The sequence below is a fragment of the Deinococcus pimensis DSM 21231 genome, from assembly GCF_000519345.1.
In the GTDB taxonomy this organism is placed as follows: domain Bacteria; phylum Deinococcota; class Deinococci; order Deinococcales; family Deinococcaceae; genus Deinococcus_A; species Deinococcus_A pimensis.
Map to the genome: position 1 here is coordinate 18557 of NZ_KI912631.1, position 18040 is coordinate 36596.

The window sequence follows — 18040 nt, forward strand, 5'->3', positions numbered from 1 at the left end:
CGTCCGTGAGGGCCAGCCCCGACGTGCCGCGCCCCTCGTACAGCGTCAGGCCACGCGCCGTGGAGCCCGGCACGCGCGACACGTCCAGACTCACGAACACGTCACTCATCCGCGCGAGGTCCTCCCGTTCCTCCAGCGTCGCCGCGCCGCGACCCGAACGGGTCAGCCGCACCCGCCAGCCCGCGCGCGTCAGCAGATCACCCGCTTGGCGCGCCACCTCCAGATGCCACGTCCCCCACGCGGTCCGTGTCGCGAGCGCCGCCCGGATCCAGCACGATCAGCGGCGCCCGGACGCGGTCACGCAACGCCGCCGACACACGCGGCACGCCCGGGCCCGCGTCCAGCACGAGCCGCACCACGTCCCCACGCTGCACCCGGAACACCCGGTAGCCGCTGCGGACGTCCAGCGGCGCGCTCAACACCACGTCCGTGCCGTCCTGCCGGACCGACACGCGCGGCAGGAAAGCGCCCCGCGTCGAGTAGTTCCGAGCGTCCGCACGCGTGCCCGGCAGCCGCACCTCCACCCCCGACGCGGTGAGGCGCGTGCTGAAGCGCACGTCGCGGTTCAGGTCCAGCACCACCCGGTCCGCGTCCCGGCCCGCGCGGCTCGACACGCCCGTCACGCGCGCCTCCGGCAGCGACAGCTTCCCCGGCGAGTACTGCGCGCCCAGCCCGCGAGCCAGCGTATCGACGGGCACGTACACCTTCTCGTTGATCAGCGTCGCCGTGCGCGCCCGCACCCGCTCCACCCCGAGCTGCACCGTGTTGAAGTCCGACGCGGCGCGCTGCTGATCACGGTCCAGCGGCAGCAGCAGCACCCGACCGAAGCCCTCCACGCGCACCACGTCCCCCTCGCGCGACACGCTGAGCTGCCCGCCCAGCACGTCCGCCCGCGCGAACTCCGCGCCCGCCACGACGACGCTCTGCGCGTCCTTTCCGAACACGCTCAGGCGCGAGAACGACAGCTGCGCGCCCGCCAGGCCCACCAGCACCCCCGCCGACAGCGCCAACCAGAACGAACGGCGCACCTTCATGCTTCGCGCATCTCCCGGCGAGCCTCGCGCTCCTGATCCGCGCGGCGCTTGTCGTGCAGCTTCTTGCCGCGCGCGACCGCCACCTCGACCTTGAAGCGGCCGCCCTTGACGTACAGGCGGACCGGCACCAGCGTCAGGCCCTTCTGCGTCAGCGCGCGCGAGATCTTCGTGATCTCCTCGCGGTTGAGCAGCAGGCGCCGCGTCCGGCGAGGCTCGTGATTGTTGTACGACGCCTCCTTGTACGGAGGGATGTACAACCCCTCGAGCTCCACGTTGCCACCCGTCACGCGCGCGAAGGCGTCCCGGAAGTCCACGCCGCCCGCACGGACGCTCTTGACCTCGCTGCCCGTCAGGGCGATGCCGGCCTCGAAGCGCTCCAGCAGTTCGTATTCGAAATGAGCGCGCCGATTCGTATACACGCGCGCATTGTAGCAACACCGGACGCAGGAGGATAAGTGAATGATTTCACGATAATTGCGGCGCGTGAAAGAAGACGTACCCACCTCACACCTCTCCCGGACGATGCGCTACCCTCAGGACACCATGATCGCCTACAGCCAGGTCAGCGCCTTCACCGAGACGCCCGGGCACGGCAACCAGGCCGGCGTCGTCCTCGACGCCTCCGGCCTCGACGCGGACACCATGCAGGCCATCGCCAGCACCCTCGGCGTTCCCGAGACCGTCTTCGTCACCGCCACCCACGGCGACACCGCCTGGGTCCGCTACTTCACCCCCACCCAGGAGATCGACTTCTGCGGGCACGCCACCGTCGCGCTCGGCCTCGTCCTCGCGCAGCGCGGCCACTGGCGCGGCGGCACCCTCACCCTCGAAACGATGGTCGGCCGCATCGACCTCGACCTCGAACTCGACTCCGGCGCGCCCCGCCGCGTCTGGATGCGTCAGAAGGACCTCGAACTGCGCCCCGTGGACCGCGCCCTGCGCGCCCGCATCGCGGGCGCGCTCGGCATCGACGAACGCCTCCTCCACCGCGGCCTCCCCCTCGTCAGCGCCAGCACCGGCCTGTGGAGCACCTTCGTGCCCGTCGTCGACACCTTCGTCGTGGACGCCGTCGAACCCGACCACGCCGCCATCACCGCCCTCAGCCACGACCTCGACGTCACCAGCCTCTACGTCTACGCGCCCACCAGCCCCAAGACCTTCTACGCCCGCGACTTCGCCCCCGCCGTCGGCATCCCCGAGGACCCCGTCACCGGATCGAGCGGCGGCGCGCTCATCGCCATGCTCGCCGCCACCGGCGCCATCCCGAGGCGCGGCGACCTCGCCGTCGGCTACCTCCAGCAGGGCCACGCCCTCGGCACGCCCGGCGAGGTCTGCGTCGAGGTCACCCTGCGCGGCGACCGCCCCCACGTCATCCGCGTCGGCGGCTGCGCCATCGTCGAACGCGAAGGGAAGATGTAAGGAAGGGAACGCGGACGAAGGCGCCCGCGTTCCCGACGGAAATCGACTATTTGGTGATCCAGTTGGAAGGATCGGCCATGAAGTCCTCCACGGCCTCGCCCTCGTCATATCCGCCGTCACCGGTCTCGGTGCCGGCGGGCCGCTTGAGGACCGCGTCGGTCTTGATCCCGTCCGTGGGCTTGACGCCACGGACTTCCTGAAGGCCATCCACGGCCAGCTTATGATCGTTCGGGGTCACTCTGACCCGACGAAATAGATTCATATTCATCGTTCTCCAAGTACAAACGAACGTCCTCACGTTATCAGGCTCCCGAAGCGCCTCGCGGTGTCCCCGCACCTGTAGACTGCCAGGCATGCTTGGACTGGTCTGTATCGACGTGGACGGAACGCTCGTGGGCAGCAGCGGAGAGGTCCGCGAGGAAGTGTGGGACGCCGCCGAGCGCGTGCGGGAGGCAGGTGTGCGGCTCGCACTGTGCAGCGGACGGCCCGCCTTCGGGCGGGCGCGCGCGTACGCCGAGCGGCTCGACCCCGACGGCTGGCACGTCTTCCAGAACGGCGCGAGCGTCGTGAACGTGCGGACGCACGAGTCCGAGAGCGCCGCCCTCCCGGCGGGCGCGGTGCCCGCGCTCGTGGAGCGCGCGCGCCTCACCGGACGCGTCCTGGAGCTCTACACCGACGACGACTACGCCGTGGAGCTCGGCGTGGACCGCGCCCGCCGGCACGCCGAGCTGCTCGGCGTGCCCTTCCGCACGCGGGACCTGCCGAGCCTCCAGGGGCGCGTCGTCCGCGCCCAGTGGGTCCTCTCCCACGAGGACGCCGGGACGCTCGGCGAGCAGGACACCCTCGGCCTCAGCGTCTCCCCCGCCGGGTCGCCCGTCATGCCCGACACGATGTTCGTGAGCCTCACGCGGCCCGGCGTGGACAAGGCCAGCGCCGTGCTCGGCGTCGCGCGGACCTACGGCGTGGACGCCGCGCGCGTCATGATGGTCGGCGACGGGCACAACGACGCCGTCGCCATGCGCGCCGTCGGCTTCGGCGTCGCGATGGGCAACGCCGACGCGGAGGCGCGCGCGGCCGCCACGCGGCACGTCGGGCACGTCGACGACCTCGGCCTCGTCGAGGCGCTCGACCTCGCCCTCACGCTGTAACGACGCTCGTCACGCTCACGTGACATGACTGTGCGTGAAGCCACAGGTGCGCGTCACGTGAAGTGAAAAAACCTTCGGACCCGCCGGGCGGCCCCAGCATCCTGATCCCATGAAGAGCACGCCCGCCGGTCCCGCCCGACCGCCACGCCCGCACGGGACGCGCCCGCACGCGTCCCGTGCGGGCGTGAGCGTCGTGGAGTTCCTCGTCGTGATCGTCGTCGTCGCCCTCATGGCCGCCGTCGGCGTCCTCGGGTTCGAACGCCTCACCGCTCCCCTCGACGACGAGGCGCTCGAACTGGCCGGCCTCCTGCAGGGCGCCCGCGCGCGCGCCCTCTCCACCACCGGCGCCGTCCGCGTGGAGGTCCGTCCCGGCAGCGCGACCGTCCTCACGGCGCGCGACTGCACGAGACCCGCGAACGAATGGACCTCCGTCACGAACCTCAACCTGACCTTCAAGAACGCCGTGAAGTTCGTGCCGCCGAGCAGCAACGTCACCACCGTACGGGTGTGCTTCGACAGCCGCGGCCGGGCGGACAGCAACGCCAACTTCCTCCTGACCCGGGGCTCGCGGTCCCGCACGGTCGAGGTGATGCTCATCGGGAGCGTGAGGATCAGGACATGAACAGGACCACGCAAGGCTTCACCCTCGTCGAGGCGATGCTCGCCCTCGCCGTGATCGGCATCGTCGTCAGCAGTCTCGTGCCCGGCATCACCGGGATGCTCACCGTCAACAACGGTGAACGCATCCGCCGCGACGCCGTCTCCGCCGCCCGCACCACCGTCCAGGCGCTCGTCGCGAGCGGCATCCCGACCCTGCCGATGAAGGACCTCCAGGTCCGCCGCCTCACCCTCAACGGACGGAACTACGACGTCACCGTCACGTACTGCTCCAACCCGACCTTCTGCGCGCCCGCCACCAGCAGGCACCTGAAGCTGGAGGTGAACGAGAATGGCAGGAGGCTCTACAGCGTCGAGACGGTCGTCAGCATCATCCAGTGACGGCTTCACCCTCACGGAGACGCTCGTCGCGCTCGCCGTCGGCGCGGTCGTCCTCGGCGCCGCGTTCGGCGTCGGCATGGGCACCCGCGACACCGTCTTCGCGGATCAGTCGCGCGGCGCCAACGAACAGAACCTGCGCTCCACCCTCGAATACGTCGGCCTGGAACTCCGCGACGCCGGACACCTCATGAGCAAACCCGCCGCGTCCGTCGAGGTCATCGACGGACGTACCGGCAGTCGCGACACCGACACCCTCATCCTGAGACGGTCCCTCGTCGACGCCCCCGCGAAGCTCTGCGGGAACATCACGGCGGGCTGGGAGCGCTACGTGACGCTCGGGGTCCGCGGCGACCCGCAGGACCTTCCACTGGACTGCGTCACGACCGGAGACAACGACGGCAGCGGTTACGACGACCTCATCGACCTGTGGCGCAACTACCGCCTCACGAACGGCGTCCCGAGAGGCGGCGACGCCAGGACCCTGCAGATCCTGATCTACGAGCCCTCCACCGGCAACAGCGACACCCTCACGTACTTCGACGAGGAGAAGGCCGCGCCCACCGACCGCTGGGTCGGCATCACCACCCGCGCCGGCGCCCGCTTCCAGTACTACCCGAGGTTCAACAACCCCATCACGGTCAGCGTGGTGGAGGAACGCCGTTTCTTCCTCCAGAACGGCGACCTCGTCATGACCCTGAACGGCGGCCCCGCCCAGACCGTCGCGGCGGGCGTCGAGAGCTTCGACGCCGCCGCGCTGCTCACGGACGGCACCGTCATGAACGGCTTCCGCATGACCAGCAGGAACTCCGGCGCGCTGGAGGGCGTCAGGATCACCGTGCGTGCCACCGCGAAGCTCAAGGGCAGGAGCAGCACGGGCGTCATGTCCAACACCTTCACTCCCCGCACCCCCAACGAGTAGAGGCCGCCGATGCACCGAAGCTCACCCTCGCGCGCGCGTCGCACCCAGGGCTTCACCCTCACGGAGACGCTCGTCGCGCTCGCCGTCGGCGCGGTCGTCCTCGGCGCCGCGTTCGGCATCGGCGTCGGTACCCGTGACACGCTGTACTCCGATCAGGTGCGCGGCGCCAACGAGCAGAACCTGCGCTCCACCCTCGAGTACGTCGGCCTGGAACTCCGCGACGCCGGACACCTCATGAGCAAACCCGCCGCGTCCGTCGAGGTCATCGACGGACGCACCGGCAGTCGCGATACCGACATCCTCATCGTCCGACGCGGGCTCGTGGACGCACCGGGACTGCTCTGCGGGAACATCACGGCGGGCTGGGAGCGCTATGTGACGCTCGGGGTCCGCGGCGACGTGCAGAACCTCCCTCAGGCCTGCGCCGCCTCCGGCGACAACGACGGCAACGGCTACGACGACCTCGTCGACCTGTGGCGCGCCGCCCGCCTCGCCACGGGCGTGCCCGACCAGTGGGCCCAGAAGACCCTGCGGATCCTGATCTTCGAGCCGTCCACGGGGAACACCGACACCCTCACGTACTTCGACGAGGAGAGATTCGACCCGAACGGCCGCTGGTACGGCATCACCACCCGCGCCGGCGCGAAATTCACGTACTACCCCACCTACGCCAACCCCATCACGGTCAGCGTGGTGGAGGAACGCCGCTTCTTCCTCCAGAACGGCGACCTCGTCATGACCCTGAACGGCGGCCCCGCCCAGACCGTCGCGGCGGGCGTCGAGAGTTTCGACGCCGCCGCGCTGCTCACGGACGGCACCGTCATGAACGGCTTCCGCATGACGAACGTCACGTACCGGTCCCTGCTGGGTCTGCGCGTCACCGTCACGGGCGCGGCCACCCTCAGGAACCGCACCAGCACGCGCGCGCTGTCCGACATCTTCGCTCCCCGCACTCCCAACGAGTAGAGGCCAACCATGAAGAACACAGACGGATACATCCTCATGACGAGCGTCCTGCTCGTCATCCTCCTCGGCCTGCTCTCCACGGGCTACTTCCTCACCACCCGCAACGACATCCAGACGAACCGCGCGATCAACCGCAGCGCCACCGGCACCCTCGCCGCCGAGGCAGGCCTCGCCGTCCGCGCGCCCCTGCTCGTGCCCGTCCTCAAGTCCAAACCCGCGCCCGAAGGCACCCCCGTGGACGAGACGAGCGGTACGCCCCCCTGCACCGGCAACAACGTCGGCACGCGGGACTTCGCCTGCCAGACCTACACCTTCAACGGACGGACCGTCCACACGTACCTCGTGCCGGAAGTGGCGGCCAGGACGGGACTGCGCATCCCCGCCAACCAGCCCTTCGGCGGGCTCTTCAACTTCGAGCGGCGCTACGTCGTCCGGTCCCGCGCCGTGAACAGCGACGGCACGGTCGAGGCGATCGTCGGCGCGCGCCTCAAGCTGCGCGAGATTCCGCTCTTCCAGTTCAACGCGTACTTCGAACGCGACCTCGAGTACTCCCCCGGCTCGGGGTCCACCATCAACGGGCCCATCCACACGAACGGCCGCCTGTACCTCAACTCCAACGACGGCAAGCTGCGCTTCAACAGCTACGTGACCGCGTCGCAAGGGGTCTACCGCGGACAGAAGGCCGTCAACGGCTACGGCGGCATCATCCCGAGCCAGGGCTCCACCATCACCTGCGGCGGCGCTCAGATCTACGACGGCTGGACGTACCGCTGGCTGCCCAGCGAGTACACTCCCGCCGACTGCTACAACCCGAGCGCCATCCCCGAGAACGTCCTGCGCACCACCTGGAACGGACGCGTCACCGGAAATCGGGCCGTGGTCACCGCGCCCGTCCCGGACTACACGGGCTTCGGCCCGGGCAACCGCGGCTGGGACGCCGCCGACTTGCGGATCGTGGCCGACATCCGCGGAAACAGCGGCAACGCCAAGATCGAGGTCCGCAACGCCGACAACACCACCAACCAGGCGCTCACCACCGCCCTGCAGAACTGCAACGCCTCCTCCCCGACCGTGTGGTGGACCCGGGATCAGGCGCCCGGCTTCTACGACGGACGCGAGGCGAAGTACATGGCCACCGTCGAGGTGGACGCGCGCAACCTCCTCACCTGCATGCACACGACGATGAAGGGCAGCGTCGCCCCGCTCGACGACGACACCGACGGCGGCCTCGTCTGGTACTTCAGCGTCGAGGGTCCCGACAGCGACAGGCTCAACAACTACGCCGTCCGCGTCCGCAACGGCTTCTGGCTCTGGACGAACGGCAGCGCGAACGACGCGCCCGGCATCCGCGGCCTCACCGTCGTCACGAACCAGAAGATGTACGTCTACGGCGACTGGAACATCAACAACCCGCGCCCCAGCGCCTTCATGGCCGACACGCTCACCGTGCTCACCGGGAACTGGCTCGACAGTCGAAGCGCGCAGAAGGTCGAGAACCGCCCCGCCGTCACCAGCTACTACAACTTCGCCGTCATGGCCAACATCGCCGACTCCCGGCCGTACTGGAACAGCGGTCACCAGCAGAACTTCATCCGGCTGCTCGAGGACTGGCGCGGCAAGGACTTCCACTGGACCGGCAGCATGGTCTCCCTCGGCGAACCCAGGACGACCGGCAGCGCCTTCCGCTACTGGGATCCCGGCAGCGAATCCGCACGCTGGAACGACCCCACGCAGGCGTACTACAGCGTCCCCAGACGCTTCTTCAACTTCGACGACCGCTTCAGCACGCCCAGCGGCCTGCCCCCCATCACGCCCGTCACCACCTACGTCCGCGTCGAGGACCTCGAACGCACCTACAACCGCTGAGGACGGGACGCCGGGGCCCGTCGCGTGACGCGCGGGCCACTCGTGGGCCATAATCACCGCTATGGCGTTCATCCGAGACCTCGGGAAGCACATCGACGAGACCGTCACGCTCGACGCGTGGCTCACCGACAAGAGCAGCAAGGGCAAGCTGCACTTCCTCAAGCTGCGCGACGGCACGGGCTTCGCGCAGGCGACCGTCTTCAAGAACGACGTCACGGAGGACGTCTTCGAGGCCGCGCGCCGCCTCTCGCAGGAGCAGGCCGTGCGCGTCACGGGCGTCGTGCGCGCCGACGACCGCGCGCCCGGCGGCGTGGAGCTCGCCGTGCGGGACCTCGTCGTGGGCGCCGAGGGACAGGGCGAGTACCCCATCACCCCGAAGGAGCACGGCATCGACTTCCTCCTCGACCGTCGTCACCTGCACGTCCGCCACCGCCGCCCCTGGGCGATCCTGCGTGTCCGTGACGCCGTGCAGCGCGCCCTGACGGACTTCTTCCACGAGGAGGGCTTCATCCGCTTCGACGCGCCGTTCTTCACCCCGAACGCCGCCGAGGGCACCACCAACCTCTTCGAGATCGACCTGTTCGGCGAGGACAAGGCGTACCTCTCGCAGAGCGGGCAGCTGTACGCCGAGGCGGGCGCGCTGTCGTTCGGGAAGGTCTACACCTTCGGCCCCACCTTCCGCGCGGAGAAGAGCAAGACGCGCCGTCACCTGCTGGAGTTCTGGATGATCGAACCCGAGGTGGCGCCCAGCACGCACGACGAGAACATGGCCCTGCAGGAACGCATGATCAGCTTCGTCGTGCGGCGCGTGCTGGAGCGGCACGCGGAGGAACTGCGCGTCCTGGAGCGCGACGTGGAGAAGCTGCGCCCCGCGAGCGAGGGGAACTTCCCCCGCGTCACGTACACCGACGCGCTCGACCTGCTGCGCCGCGTCATCGCGAGCGGAAACCTCCCCGAGAACGTCCCCGCCGACACGCAGCCCGTGGAGTGGGGCGACGACTTCGGCGCGCCGCACGAGACGATCATCGGCGCGCAGTTCGACCGGCCCGTCATCATCGAACGCTACCCCGCCGCGATCAAGGCGTTCTACATGCAGCCCGACCCTCAGGACCCGCGCGTGGCGCTGTGCGACGACATGATCGCCCCCGAAGGGTACGGCGAGATCATCGGCGGCTCGGAGCGCATCCACGACTACGACCTGCTGCGGCGGCGCATCGAGGAGCACGACCTGCCCATGGAGGCCTTCGAGTGGTACCTCGACCTGCGCCGCTACGGCAGCGTGCCCCACGCGGGCTTCGGCCTCGGGCTGGAGAGGCTCGTCGCGTGGATCACCGGCATCGACCACCTGCGCGAGGCCATCCCGTTCCCGCGCATGCTGACCCGCATGACGCCGTGAACTGCCCGGCCCGCCGCTCCGGCGGGCCGCCTCCTCGTGCCTGCTCGCTCCGCCCGCTCACGCGGGCCGGGCACTCTACGCCCTCGCCCGCTCCACGCCGAGGTCGAACGCGTCGTGCGCGGCCTTCACGGCGGCTTCCGTGTCGGCATCCTCGATGGCGAGGCTGATGTTGAGCTCGCTGCTGCCCTGCGCGATCATCAGGATGTTCACGCCCGCGCCCGCGAGGGCCGTGAACAGGCGCGCCGCGACGCCGCGCGTGCCGCGCATGCCCTCCCCGACGATCGCGACGACCGCCACCGACGGATGCACCTCGATGTCGCGGACGAAGCCGCCCGCCGTGAATGCCCGCGCCAGGATCTCCCGCACGCGCGGCGCGTCGGCGGAGCTCACCACGAGCGACACGTTCGCCTGCGAGTTGCCCTGCGAGATCATGTGGACGTTCACGTCCTCCCGCGCGAGGACCGTGAAGATGTCGCTCATCACGTCCGGCACGCCCACCATGCCCGCGCCCTCCACCGTGACGACGCTGAGCCTGCGGATGGCCGTGACGGCCTTCACGGGATGCCCCGGCTCCGTCAGGGCGTCCGCGACGATGAGGGTGCCCGGATCGTCCGGGGTGGCGGCGCCCTTCACGCGCAGCGGAATGCCGCTCTCGCGCAGCGGCGTCACCGCGAGCGGATGCAGCACCTTCGCGCCGAAGTACGCGAGCTCCATCACCTCGGCGTAGCTGAGCTGCGCGAGGTTGCGCGCGTCCGGCACGAGCCGCGGGTCGGCGCTCATCACGCCGTCCACGTCCTTCCACGTCCACACCTCGCGCGCGCCGATCGCCGCGCCGACGATGGTGGCGGTGTAATCGGTGCCGCCGCGCCCGAGCGTCGTGACGACGCCGTCCTCGGTCTGCCCGACGAACCCCGCCACGACCGGCGTGATGCCCGCCCCGGACAGCCCGCCGAGCCGCTCGCGGATCAGGCCTCGGCGCCACGTCGAGGGGCTTCGCGTGCCCGAAGCGGGCGTCCGTGACGATGCCCGCCGCGCCCCCGTCGAGGTGATGCGCGCGCAGCCCGAGCCGTTCGAGCGCGAGCGCCATCAGCGGCGCGGACAGGCGCTCCCCGAAGGAGACGATCAGGTCATGTGAGCGCGCGCTGAGCTCGCGCAGGAGGCCCACGCCCGTGACGGTGCCGCGCAGCAGCTCCGTCAGCTCACGCAGCTCCTGACCGACGTCGGAGCCCGCGCCGCCGCCGAGCGCCTCGGCGGTCGTGAGGTGCCGCGAGCGGATCGCCATGACGTCGTCGAGGGCGCCCGCCACGTCGCCGCGTTCGGCGCGCGCGGCGACCGCGAGGAGCTGGTCCGTCACGCCGAACATCGCGCTGACCGCCACGACGACGTCCTCCCCGGCGTTCACGGTGCGCGCCACGAGGCCCGCCGAACGCTCGATCGCCTCCACGGAGCCCATCAGGGAACCGCCGAACTTCATCACCACGGTCACGAGGACCACCTCACCGTCACGCCGTCTCGCACGAGCACCTCCCGGAAGTCACCCACGCGTCGTGGGCATGGCGCTCATCGTAGCAGGGGCGCGCGGGCAGGAAAGGACCGCCGAGGCACCTCGTGCGGCGCCGCACCCGGATCCGGCGCCGCAGTTTCTTCACGGTCTTGAGGTGCGCCCGCCCCCTCGCGTTAAGATGAGGCCGCGTCAGGCCGCCCGGCCGACTCAGGTCGGGTCCGGCCCGCAATCGAGCCGCATTTGGAGGACGTTATGAAGGTAGGCATCAACGGGTTCGGGCGCATCGGTCGCCTCGTGTTCCGCATTCTCGTCAGCCGTGGCGTCGAGGTCGTGGCGATCAACGACCTCACGGACAACAAGACCCTCGCGACCCTGCTGAAGTACGACAGCAACTTCGGGCGCTTCGACGGCACCGTCGAGTACGACGAGGAGAGCCTCACCGTGAACGGGCAGCGCATCCGCGCCCTCGCGGAACGCGATCCCGCCGCGATTCCCTGGGGCGAGCTCGGCGCGGACGTCGTGATCGAGTCGACCGGCATCTTCACGGACCGCGAGAGCGTCAGCAAGCACATCCAGGGCGGCGCGAAGAAGGTCATCATCACCGCGCCCGCCAAGAACGAGGACTTCGCGGTGGTGCTCGGCGTGAACGAGCAGGACTACGACCCCGCCAACCACCACATCATCAGCAACGCGTCGTGCACCACCAACAGCCTCGGCGCGCCCATGAAGATCCTGGAGGACACCTTCGGCATCGAGAAGGCCATCATGACGACGGTGCACTCGTACACGAACGACCAGCGCGTCCTCGACCTGCCGCACAAGGACCTGCGCCGCGCCCGCGCCGCCGCCGTGAACATCATCCCGACCAGCACGGGCGCCGCGAAGGCCGTGTCGCAGGTGCTGCCCTCCCTGAAGGGCAAGTTCGACGGGACGAGCCTGCGCGTGCCCACCCCGACGGGCTCGATCAGCGACGTCGTCGTGATCCTCAAGCGCGACGTGACCGTCGACGAGGTCAACGCGGCCTTCCGCCAGGCGGCCGAGGGCAGCCACAAGGGCATCATCGCGTACACCGAGGATCCGATCGTGCTCTCGGACATCCAGGGCGACCCGCACAGCGCCATCATCGACGGCGGTCTCACCATGGCGATGGGCAACCTCGTGAAGTTCTTCAGCTGGTACGACAACGAGTGGGGCTACAGCAACCGCATCGCGGACCTCGTGCAGCTCGTCGACAGCAAGGGCGTGTGAGGAGAGCCGTCAGCGGTCAGCCTTCAGTCGTCAGTTGACCGCTGACCGCGCCCGGAGCGCGTGGCCGTCGTCTCCTCGTCGCAGGGACCGGCCACGCGCCTTCCTTTGGCCTTCCCACTTTCACTGACGGCTGACAGCTGATCGCTGATCGCTGATCGCTGCCACCGCAGGAGGCACACATGAAGACGCTCAAGGACCTCGAAGTCAAGAACAAGCGCGTGCTGGTGCGCGTGGACTACAACGTACCCATCAAGGACGGTGTCGTGCAGGACGCGACGCGCGTCGACGCGAGCCTCCCCACCATCGACACGCTCCTCGACGAGGGCGCCGCCGTCATCCTGATGAGTCACCTCGGCCGGCCCAAGGGCGGCCCGGAGGACAAGTACCGCCTCGCGCCCGTCGTGGAGGTCCTCGCGGCGCTGCTGCAGCGCGACGTGCGGTACGTGCGGGACAACCCCGGCTCGCCCGAGGCGGCGGAGGCCCTCTCGGACCTGAAGCCCGGCGAGGTGGCGCTACTGGAGAACGTGCGCTTCGAGCCCGGCGAGGAGAAGAACGACCCCGAGCTGGCGCGCCGGCTCGCGGCGCTCGGGGACGCGTTCGTCCTCGACGCGTTCGGCTCCGCGCACCGCGCGCACGCGAGCGTGTCGGGCGTGGCGGCCCTGCTGCCGCACGCGGCGGGCTTCCTGATGGAGAAGGAGGTGCGCGCGCTCGGCCGGCTGCTGGAGAGCCCGGAGCGGCCGTACGTCGTGATCGTCGGCGGGGCGAAGGTCAGCGACAAGATCAAGGTCATCGAGAACCTGCTACCGCGCGTGGACAAGCTCCTCATCGGCGGCGGGATGGCGTACACCTTCGTGAAGGCGCGCGGGGGCCGCATCGGCGAGAGCATCCACGAGGACGACCAGCTGGACCTCGCCAGGCGCCTCATGGAGGAGTTCGCGGGCAAGATCGAGCTGCCCACGGACGTCGTCGCGGCCGACCGCTTCGCGGAGGACGCCGACACGAAGGTCGTGCCGATCGACGAGATCCCGGACGGCTGGCAGGGCCTCGACATCGGGCCCGCCACGCGTGAACGGTACGCCGCCGCGCTGCAGGACGCGAAGACGGTGTTCTGGAACGGGCCGATGGGCGTGTTCGAGTTCGAGAAGTTCGCGGGCGGCACGAACGCCGTCGCGGCGGCCGTCGCGGGCCTGGAGGGCGCGTACACCGTCATCGGCGGCGGGGACAGCGTCAGCGCCATCAACCGCAGCGGTCAGGCGGACCGCGTGTCGCACATCTCGACGGGCGGCGGCGCGAGCCTGGAACTCCTCGAAGGGCAGGCGCTGCCGGGCGTGGAGGCGATGAAGTGACCGCCTCGAAGCCGCGCGCGCTGCTCGCGCTGAACTGGAAGATGAACAAGACGCCCTCCGAGGCGGGCGCCTGGGCGAAGAGCCTGCAGGAGGAGATGCCCCCGACGGACGTGGAGCTCGCGATCCTCGCGCCCGCCGTGGCTCTGCCGCTCGTCGCGGCGGAACTGTACGGGTCGGGCGCGGCGTTCGGCGCGCAGGACGTGAGCGCGCACGCGTCGGGCGCGTACACGGGCGAGATCAGCGCCGCGATGCTCGCGGACGTCGGCGCGACGTACGTGATCGTCGGGCACAGCGAGCGACGCGAGTATCACGGTGAGACGGACGAGGTCGTGGCGGCCAAGGCGCGCGCGGCGCTCACGGCGGGTCTGCGGCCCATCGTGTGCGTCGGGGAACGCCTCCCGGAACGCGAGGCGGGCCGTCACGTGACATACACGCTCGATCAGCTGCGGGCGAGCCTCACGGGCGTGAGCTTCACGGACCCCACCACGCTCGTGATCGCGTACGAGCCGGTCTGGGCGATCGGGACGGGCCGCACCGCCACGAGCGCCGACGCGGAGGAGATGGCCGCCGCCATCCGCGGGGTGCTCGCGGAGCTCTACCCGGACGCTGCCGGGAGCGTGCGCGTGCTGTACGGCGGCAGCGTGAAGCCCGACAACGTCCGCGAGATCATGGACGGTCCGAACGTGAACGGCGCCCTCGTGGGCGGCGCGAGCCTGCAGCTCGGGAGCGTCCTGGGGATGCTCGCCGCGCTCGCCTGAAGCGCGTGCGGGGCGGGGGCGGCGAGGGCCGCCCCTTTTTCTGTCGGCTTCCTCACGGGGCGCGCGCGACTTCGTGAAGAATCCTTCGTGCGCCCGGGCGGACGCGGGGACGATGAGGTCATCAAGGAGGACCTCATGCTCTGGACCGGACGCTCCCTTCCCACGTCGGTACGACACGAGATCGCCCGCGGCGCCCTGCTCGGGCTCGGCGGGACCTTCGGCGTGACCCTCGCGACGACCGTGCTCGCCGGGACCACCCTCATGTACGCCGCCGGGCTGGTCGCCGCGGGCTTCACGCTCGCGGCTTACCTCTGGGAACGCGGTCAGGGCGCCGCGCCCCGCGCGGGATTCTACGCCACGTCGGGCGTGCTGCTGGGCGCCACGCTCGGCCTGCTGGGCGCGCTGACCTCCGCGTGAGGAGCGCCTGTCGAGAGCGTCCACGACCTCTTCAGGCCCGTTCCGTCCGCGCTCACGCCCGGGAACTCCGCGAGGCTCAGACTCGTAGGGATGAGCGTGAGACGAATCGTCCTGCCCCTCCTCCTCGCCGTCCTCGTCGTGTTCGGCGGCTTCGCCGACGCCGCGAGACGCAGCGGCGGGGGCTTCGGGGGGTCCAGAAGCTACCGCGGCGCGCCCACGTACCGCGCGCCCTCCACCCGCGCGCCGAGCACCGGCATCTTCGGCACGCCGCGCTCGACGCCCCGGTACACACCGCGGTACACGCCCCGGTACACACCGAGGTACGCGCCCTCGTACCGTTCGCGCGGCTTCAGCTTCTTCCTGCCGTTCTTCGGCTTCCTGCCCTTCCTCGCGTTCGGCGGGGGGAGCTTCGTGGGCGGCCTGTTCGGCGCGGTGACGAACCTCGTCCTGATCGGGCTCGTCCTGATGCTGCTGGGCAGGGTGCTGCGCGGGCCGAGAAGGTCCTGAGCCGGAGGGGCCCAAGCGGCCCCTTTCGTTGGAGAATGCAAGTGATTTTTTTCACGATACTTCGCGCCCGTGAATTCCTACCTCTCCCGCTTCCCTCACCTTCTTCACGCGTGTTATGCTCCGCCTCATGTCACAATTCGACGACCTGCTCACCGCCGCCGGGCTCGACGCCCTGTGGATCACGCGGCCCGAGCACGTGCGCCTCGTGAGCGGCTTCAGCAGTCCCCGCGACGGCCGCGTCCTGCTCACGCGCGGCGGCGCCACCCTCTACACCGACGCGCGCTACACCGTCCAGGCCGCCGAGGAATCCAGCATCCCGCAGTACATCGCCCAGCCGCCCCGCGCCACCTCCGAGGCGAAGCTCCTCCAGCACGCCAGGGAGCAGTTCGCGGGAGGCCGCGTCGGCATCGAGGCCGACCACCTCAGCGTCACCGCGCTGGGAGCCCTGCGCGAGGCCTGGGGCGTCGAGATCGTCCCCACGCGCGGCCTCCTCGAGGCGAGGCGCGCCGTCAAGACGGACGCCGAGATCGCCCTGCTCCGCGAGGCGCAACGGATCGCCGACGAGGCCTACGCCGAGGTCCGCCCCACCATCACCGCCGGACGCCGCGAACGCGACGTCGCCCTCGACCTCGAGATCGCCATGCGCAGACGCGGCGCGGACGCCGCCGCCTTCGACCTCACCGTCGCCAGCGGCGAACGCGGCGCCATGCCGCACGGCGGCGCCACCGACCGCGTCCTCCGCGAAGGCGAACTCGTCACCATCGACATGGGCGCCCTCCTCGGCGGCTACCACAGCGACATGACCCGCACCGTCGCCGTCGGCGAGGTCAGCGACGAACTGCGCCGCCTCTACGACGCCGTCCTCGAAGCCGAGGACGCCTGCGTCGCCGCCGTGAAGCCCGGCGCGCGCGCCGCCGACCTCGACGTGCTCGCCCGCAGCATCCTCGAACGTCACGGCCTCGCCGGGTACTTCTCGCACTCCCTCGGGCACGGCGTCGGCCTCGCCATCCACGAGGCGCCCACCCTCAGCGGCAGCAGCGAGGACGTGCTGCGGCCCGGCATGGCCATCACCATCGAGCCCGGCGTGTACGTCCCCAGCGTCGGCGGCGTCCGCATCGAGGACCTCGTCCTCGTCACCGGGGACGGCCACGAGGTCCTCTCCCGCGCCGAGAAGGAACGCGTGTGAAGCGCGCCGCCCTCGTCCTGCTCGCGCTCGCGTCCGTCGCGGGCGCCGCGCCCGCCAGCGTCACCGTGCGGCCCGGCGACACCCTGTGGTCCATCGCGCGCGCCGCCGGACTCACCGTGGAGAAGCTCATGGCCCTCAACGGGCTCACCACGCCCGACCTGCGCGCCGGGCAGGTGCTCGTCCTCGCCGAGGACGACGCCGCGCCCGCCCCGACCGCCGTCCCTTCCACCTCCGCGCAGGCCGCCCCGCCCGCCGCGATCTTCCAGAAGGGCCTCGCCGTCTACTACGGCGGCAAGACCGACGCCGCCACCAGCCTCACCGCCGCGCACCTCGACCTGCCCTTCGGCACCCTCGTGAAGGTCACGCACCAGAAAACCGGGAAGTCCGTCGTGGTGAAGGTCAACGACCGCGGCCCCTTCGGACGGCCCGAACGCGTCATCGACCTCTCCATGGACGCCGCGCGCGCCCTCGGGATCATCAGCGAGGGCGTCGCGCCCGTCGTGCTGGAAATCATCGACCGGCCCTGAGTTCAGGGTTAAGCAACCCGGCCCGCGCGTCCGGGTACCCGCCACGCGGCGGGGGTACACTCGGAGCGTCGGCACCCGCCCGGGCGGGCGCGGGATTCATGTAGAATCGTTCGGGTCCCGGTGAGGTCTTCACACAAGGTCCGCTCCCGGACGCACCGACCCCACGGGGCGAACGTGCGCCCGCAACAAGAACCCAATCAGGAGGAATTGCCATGACCGATACCACCGCTCTGCTGACGCTCGACACCGTCGCCAAGTACCTGCGCGACAAGGAAGTCATCCTCGAGATCGAGGAACAGAACGGCCAGCGCTTCATCCGCATGGGCTGGAAGTTCGAGATGGGCGACGCCGCCGTGCTCGTCAGCGTCAACGACGGCCCGAACAACACCAGCCGCCTCGAGATCACCTGCGTCACCCAGAAGCAGTACGCGGGCCGCAAGAACGAGGTCCTCGAGGTCCTCAACGCCCGCAACCGCGAGCGCGCCTTCAGCCGCAGCATCGACGCGGACGGCAACGTCTGGCTGGAGTACGTCGGCTTCTACCCCACCCTCATGGAGTTCCCGCAGGACACGTTCGACACGCTGTTCGGCGGCGTCCTGATGCACTTCCAGGACGACTACCAGACCCTCGAGGGCACCCCCAGCACCCCCCAGGCCTGAACCCCCCGAACGGAGCCCCGCGCCGCACGGCGCGGGGCTCCGTTCAATCCGGCACCACCACCCGCAGGCCCTGACGGTGCGCGCGGCACACGAGCGGCGTGACCTCCACCACCTCGCCGTCCACGTTCGCCGCCAGCCGCG

General features: G+C 70.3%; 21 protein-coding genes and 2 pseudogenes. 17 read left to right on the plus strand and 6 right to left on the minus strand.

Annotated elements, in window-relative coordinates; all coding sequences use genetic code 11:
• The 3 genes and pseudogenes from DEIPI_RS38945 to smpB all read right to left on the minus strand — a co-directional run.
• Positions 1–217, minus strand: a pseudogene (locus tag DEIPI_RS38945) (N-acetylmuramoyl-L-alanine amidase); the annotation flags it as partial.
• Entirely contained in the window at positions 198–1034 is an 837-nt protein-coding gene (locus tag DEIPI_RS28440; protein ID WP_052351613.1) for a hypothetical protein, read from the minus strand. The pseudogene DEIPI_RS38945 and the gene DEIPI_RS28440, both read right to left, overlap by 20 nt.
• Entirely contained in the window at positions 1031–1453 is a 423-nt protein-coding gene (smpB, locus tag DEIPI_RS0104280; protein ID WP_027480960.1) for an SsrA-binding protein SmpB, read from the minus strand. Before smpB ends, DEIPI_RS28440 begins: the two co-directional genes overlap by 4 nt.
• A gap of 124 nt (positions 1454–1577) precedes the next feature.
• Between smpB and DEIPI_RS0104285 the strand changes: the two genes are divergently transcribed.
• Positions 1578–2453, plus strand: a complete 876-nt coding sequence (locus DEIPI_RS0104285; RefSeq protein ID WP_027480961.1) for a PhzF family phenazine biosynthesis protein — start codon at positions 1578–1580, stop codon at positions 2451–2453.
• 46 nt (positions 2454–2499) lie between these two features.
• Here DEIPI_RS0104285 and DEIPI_RS0104290 read toward each other — a convergent pair whose 3' ends face one another.
• Entirely contained in the window at positions 2500–2664 is a 165-nt protein-coding gene (locus DEIPI_RS0104290) for a hypothetical protein (RefSeq protein WP_157463454.1), read from the minus strand.
• 142 nt (positions 2665–2806) lie between these two features.
• On the opposite strand from DEIPI_RS0104290, the gene DEIPI_RS0104295 reads away from it, so the two are divergent.
• From DEIPI_RS0104295 to asnS, 7 genes are all read left to right on the plus strand, one after another.
• Entirely contained in the window at positions 2807–3601 is a 795-nt protein-coding gene (locus DEIPI_RS0104295) for an HAD hydrolase family protein (protein ID WP_027480963.1), read from the plus strand.
• A gap of 109 nt (positions 3602–3710) precedes the next feature.
• Positions 3711–4223, plus strand: coding sequence for a GspH/FimT family protein (locus DEIPI_RS37365; protein WP_027480964.1), 513 nt, complete (start codon positions 3711–3713; stop codon positions 4221–4223).
• Positions 4220–4600, plus strand: a complete 381-nt coding sequence (locus DEIPI_RS0104305) for a type II secretion system protein (RefSeq protein WP_027480965.1) — start codon at positions 4220–4222, stop codon at positions 4598–4600. The genes DEIPI_RS37365 and DEIPI_RS0104305 overlap by 4 nt, the downstream gene beginning before the upstream one ends.
• A complete protein-coding gene (locus tag DEIPI_RS0104310) occupies positions 4551–5519 on the plus strand; it encodes a PilW family protein (protein ID WP_084473948.1) in 969 nt (322 codons plus the stop codon). The genes DEIPI_RS0104305 and DEIPI_RS0104310 overlap by 50 nt, the downstream gene beginning before the upstream one ends.
• A 9-nt stretch (positions 5520–5528) precedes the next feature.
• Positions 5529–6485, plus strand: coding sequence for a PilW family protein (locus DEIPI_RS40835; protein WP_027480967.1), 957 nt, complete (start codon positions 5529–5531; stop codon positions 6483–6485).
• Positions 6486–6494: 9 nt separating this feature from the next.
• Positions 6495–8351, plus strand: coding sequence for a hypothetical protein (locus DEIPI_RS0104320; protein ID WP_157463455.1), 1857 nt, complete (start codon positions 6495–6497; stop codon positions 8349–8351).
• A 61-nt stretch (positions 8352–8412) separates the two neighbouring features.
• Positions 8413–9747, plus strand: a complete 1335-nt coding sequence (gene asnS / locus DEIPI_RS0104325) for an asparagine--tRNA ligase (RefSeq protein ID WP_027480969.1) — start codon at positions 8413–8415, stop codon at positions 9745–9747.
• A 75-nt stretch (positions 9748–9822) separates the two neighbouring features.
• Here the strand turns inward: asnS and DEIPI_RS42045 are convergent, their stop codons facing one another.
• On the minus strand, positions 9823–10665 hold the full coding sequence (locus tag DEIPI_RS42045; protein ID WP_342667499.1) for an aspartate kinase: 843 nt from the start codon (positions 10663–10665) through the stop codon (positions 9823–9825).
• A gap of 79 nt (positions 10666–10744) precedes the next feature.
• Between DEIPI_RS42045 and DEIPI_RS42050 the strand changes: the two genes are divergently transcribed.
• Complete coding sequence (locus DEIPI_RS42050; RefSeq protein WP_342667500.1) at positions 10745–10882, plus strand: hypothetical protein; 138 nt, start codon at positions 10745–10747, stop codon at positions 10880–10882.
• Here DEIPI_RS42050 and DEIPI_RS42055 read toward each other — a convergent pair.
• A pseudogene (locus DEIPI_RS42055) lies at positions 10829–11221 on the minus strand (amino acid kinase family protein); the annotation flags it as partial. The gene DEIPI_RS42050 and the pseudogene DEIPI_RS42055 sit on opposite strands and share 54 nt — an antisense overlap.
• A 282-nt stretch (positions 11222–11503) precedes the next feature.
• On the opposite strand from DEIPI_RS42055, the gene gap reads away from it, so the two are divergent.
• From gap to DEIPI_RS0104370, 8 genes are all read left to right on the plus strand, one after another.
• A complete protein-coding gene (gap, locus tag DEIPI_RS0104335) occupies positions 11504–12499 on the plus strand; it encodes a type I glyceraldehyde-3-phosphate dehydrogenase (protein ID WP_027480970.1) in 996 nt (331 codons plus the stop codon).
• A gap of 179 nt (positions 12500–12678) precedes the next feature.
• On the plus strand, positions 12679–13845 hold the full coding sequence (locus tag DEIPI_RS0104340; RefSeq protein ID WP_027480971.1) for a phosphoglycerate kinase: 1167 nt from the start codon (positions 12679–12681) through the stop codon (positions 13843–13845).
• Positions 13842–14603: a triose-phosphate isomerase gene (tpiA, locus tag DEIPI_RS0104345; protein WP_084473949.1), complete on the plus strand. Its 762-nt coding sequence runs from the start codon at positions 13842–13844 to the stop codon at positions 14601–14603. The genes DEIPI_RS0104340 and tpiA overlap by 4 nt, the downstream gene beginning before the upstream one ends.
• A 135-nt stretch (positions 14604–14738) precedes the next feature.
• Positions 14739–15020, plus strand: a complete 282-nt coding sequence (locus DEIPI_RS0104350) for a hypothetical protein (protein ID WP_157463456.1) — start codon at positions 14739–14741, stop codon at positions 15018–15020.
• Between the two features lie 90 nt (positions 15021–15110).
• The gene (locus DEIPI_RS40840) at positions 15111–15527 is read left to right on the plus strand and encodes a hypothetical protein (protein WP_027480974.1); all 417 of its coding nucleotides are present in this window, start codon (positions 15111–15113) and stop codon (positions 15525–15527) included.
• Positions 15528–15654: 127 nt separating this feature from the next.
• Positions 15655–16713 carry a M24 family metallopeptidase gene (locus DEIPI_RS0104360; RefSeq protein WP_027480975.1) on the plus strand — a complete coding sequence of 353 codons (1059 nt, stop codon included), beginning with the start codon at positions 15655–15657 and terminating at the stop codon, positions 16711–16713.
• Entirely contained in the window at positions 16710–17240 is a 531-nt protein-coding gene (locus DEIPI_RS0104365) for a septal ring lytic transglycosylase RlpA family protein (protein WP_027480976.1), read from the plus strand. Before DEIPI_RS0104360 ends, DEIPI_RS0104365 begins: the two co-directional genes overlap by 4 nt.
• A 212-nt stretch (positions 17241–17452) precedes the next feature.
• A complete protein-coding gene (locus DEIPI_RS0104370) occupies positions 17453–17899 on the plus strand; it encodes a type III secretion system chaperone family protein (RefSeq protein ID WP_027480977.1) in 447 nt (148 codons plus the stop codon).
• The last annotated feature ends 141 nt before the right edge of the window (positions 17900–18040 follow it).

Coding starts and splice junctions, on each gene's coding strand:
- DEIPI_RS37365 (WP_027480964.1), top strand. CDS start 3,711: ATGAAGAGCACGCCCGCCGGTCCCGCCCGACCGCCACGCCCGCACGGG.
- DEIPI_RS0104370 (WP_027480977.1), top strand. CDS start 17,453: ATGACCGATACCACCGCTCTGCTGACGCTCGACACCGTCGCCAAGTAC.
- DEIPI_RS0104340 (WP_027480971.1), top strand. CDS start 12,679: ATGAAGACGCTCAAGGACCTCGAAGTCAAGAACAAGCGCGTGCTGGTG.
- DEIPI_RS28440 (WP_052351613.1), bottom strand. CDS start 1,034: ATGAAGGTGCGCCGTTCGTTCTGGTTGGCGCTGTCGGCGGGGGTGCTG.
- gap (WP_027480970.1), top strand. CDS start 11,504: ATGAAGGTAGGCATCAACGGGTTCGGGCGCATCGGTCGCCTCGTGTTC.
- DEIPI_RS0104310 (WP_084473948.1), top strand. CDS start 4,551: ATGGCAGGAGGCTCTACAGCGTCGAGACGGTCGTCAGCATCATCCAGT.
- DEIPI_RS0104295 (WP_027480963.1), top strand. CDS start 2,807: ATGCTTGGACTGGTCTGTATCGACGTGGACGGAACGCTCGTGGGCAGC.
- DEIPI_RS40835 (WP_027480967.1), top strand. CDS start 5,529: ATGCACCGAAGCTCACCCTCGCGCGCGCGTCGCACCCAGGGCTTCACC.
- DEIPI_RS0104285 (WP_027480961.1), top strand. CDS start 1,578: ATGATCGCCTACAGCCAGGTCAGCGCCTTCACCGAGACGCCCGGGCAC.
- DEIPI_RS0104360 (WP_027480975.1), top strand. CDS start 15,655: ATGTCACAATTCGACGACCTGCTCACCGCCGCCGGGCTCGACGCCCTG.
- DEIPI_RS40840 (WP_027480974.1), top strand. CDS start 15,111: ATGAGCGTGAGACGAATCGTCCTGCCCCTCCTCCTCGCCGTCCTCGTC.
- asnS (WP_027480969.1), top strand. CDS start 8,413: ATGGCGTTCATCCGAGACCTCGGGAAGCACATCGACGAGACCGTCACG.
- DEIPI_RS0104350 (WP_157463456.1), top strand. CDS start 14,739: ATGCTCTGGACCGGACGCTCCCTTCCCACGTCGGTACGACACGAGATC.
- DEIPI_RS0104305 (WP_027480965.1), top strand. CDS start 4,220: ATGAACAGGACCACGCAAGGCTTCACCCTCGTCGAGGCGATGCTCGCC.
- DEIPI_RS0104320 (WP_157463455.1), top strand. CDS start 6,495: ATGAAGAACACAGACGGATACATCCTCATGACGAGCGTCCTGCTCGTC.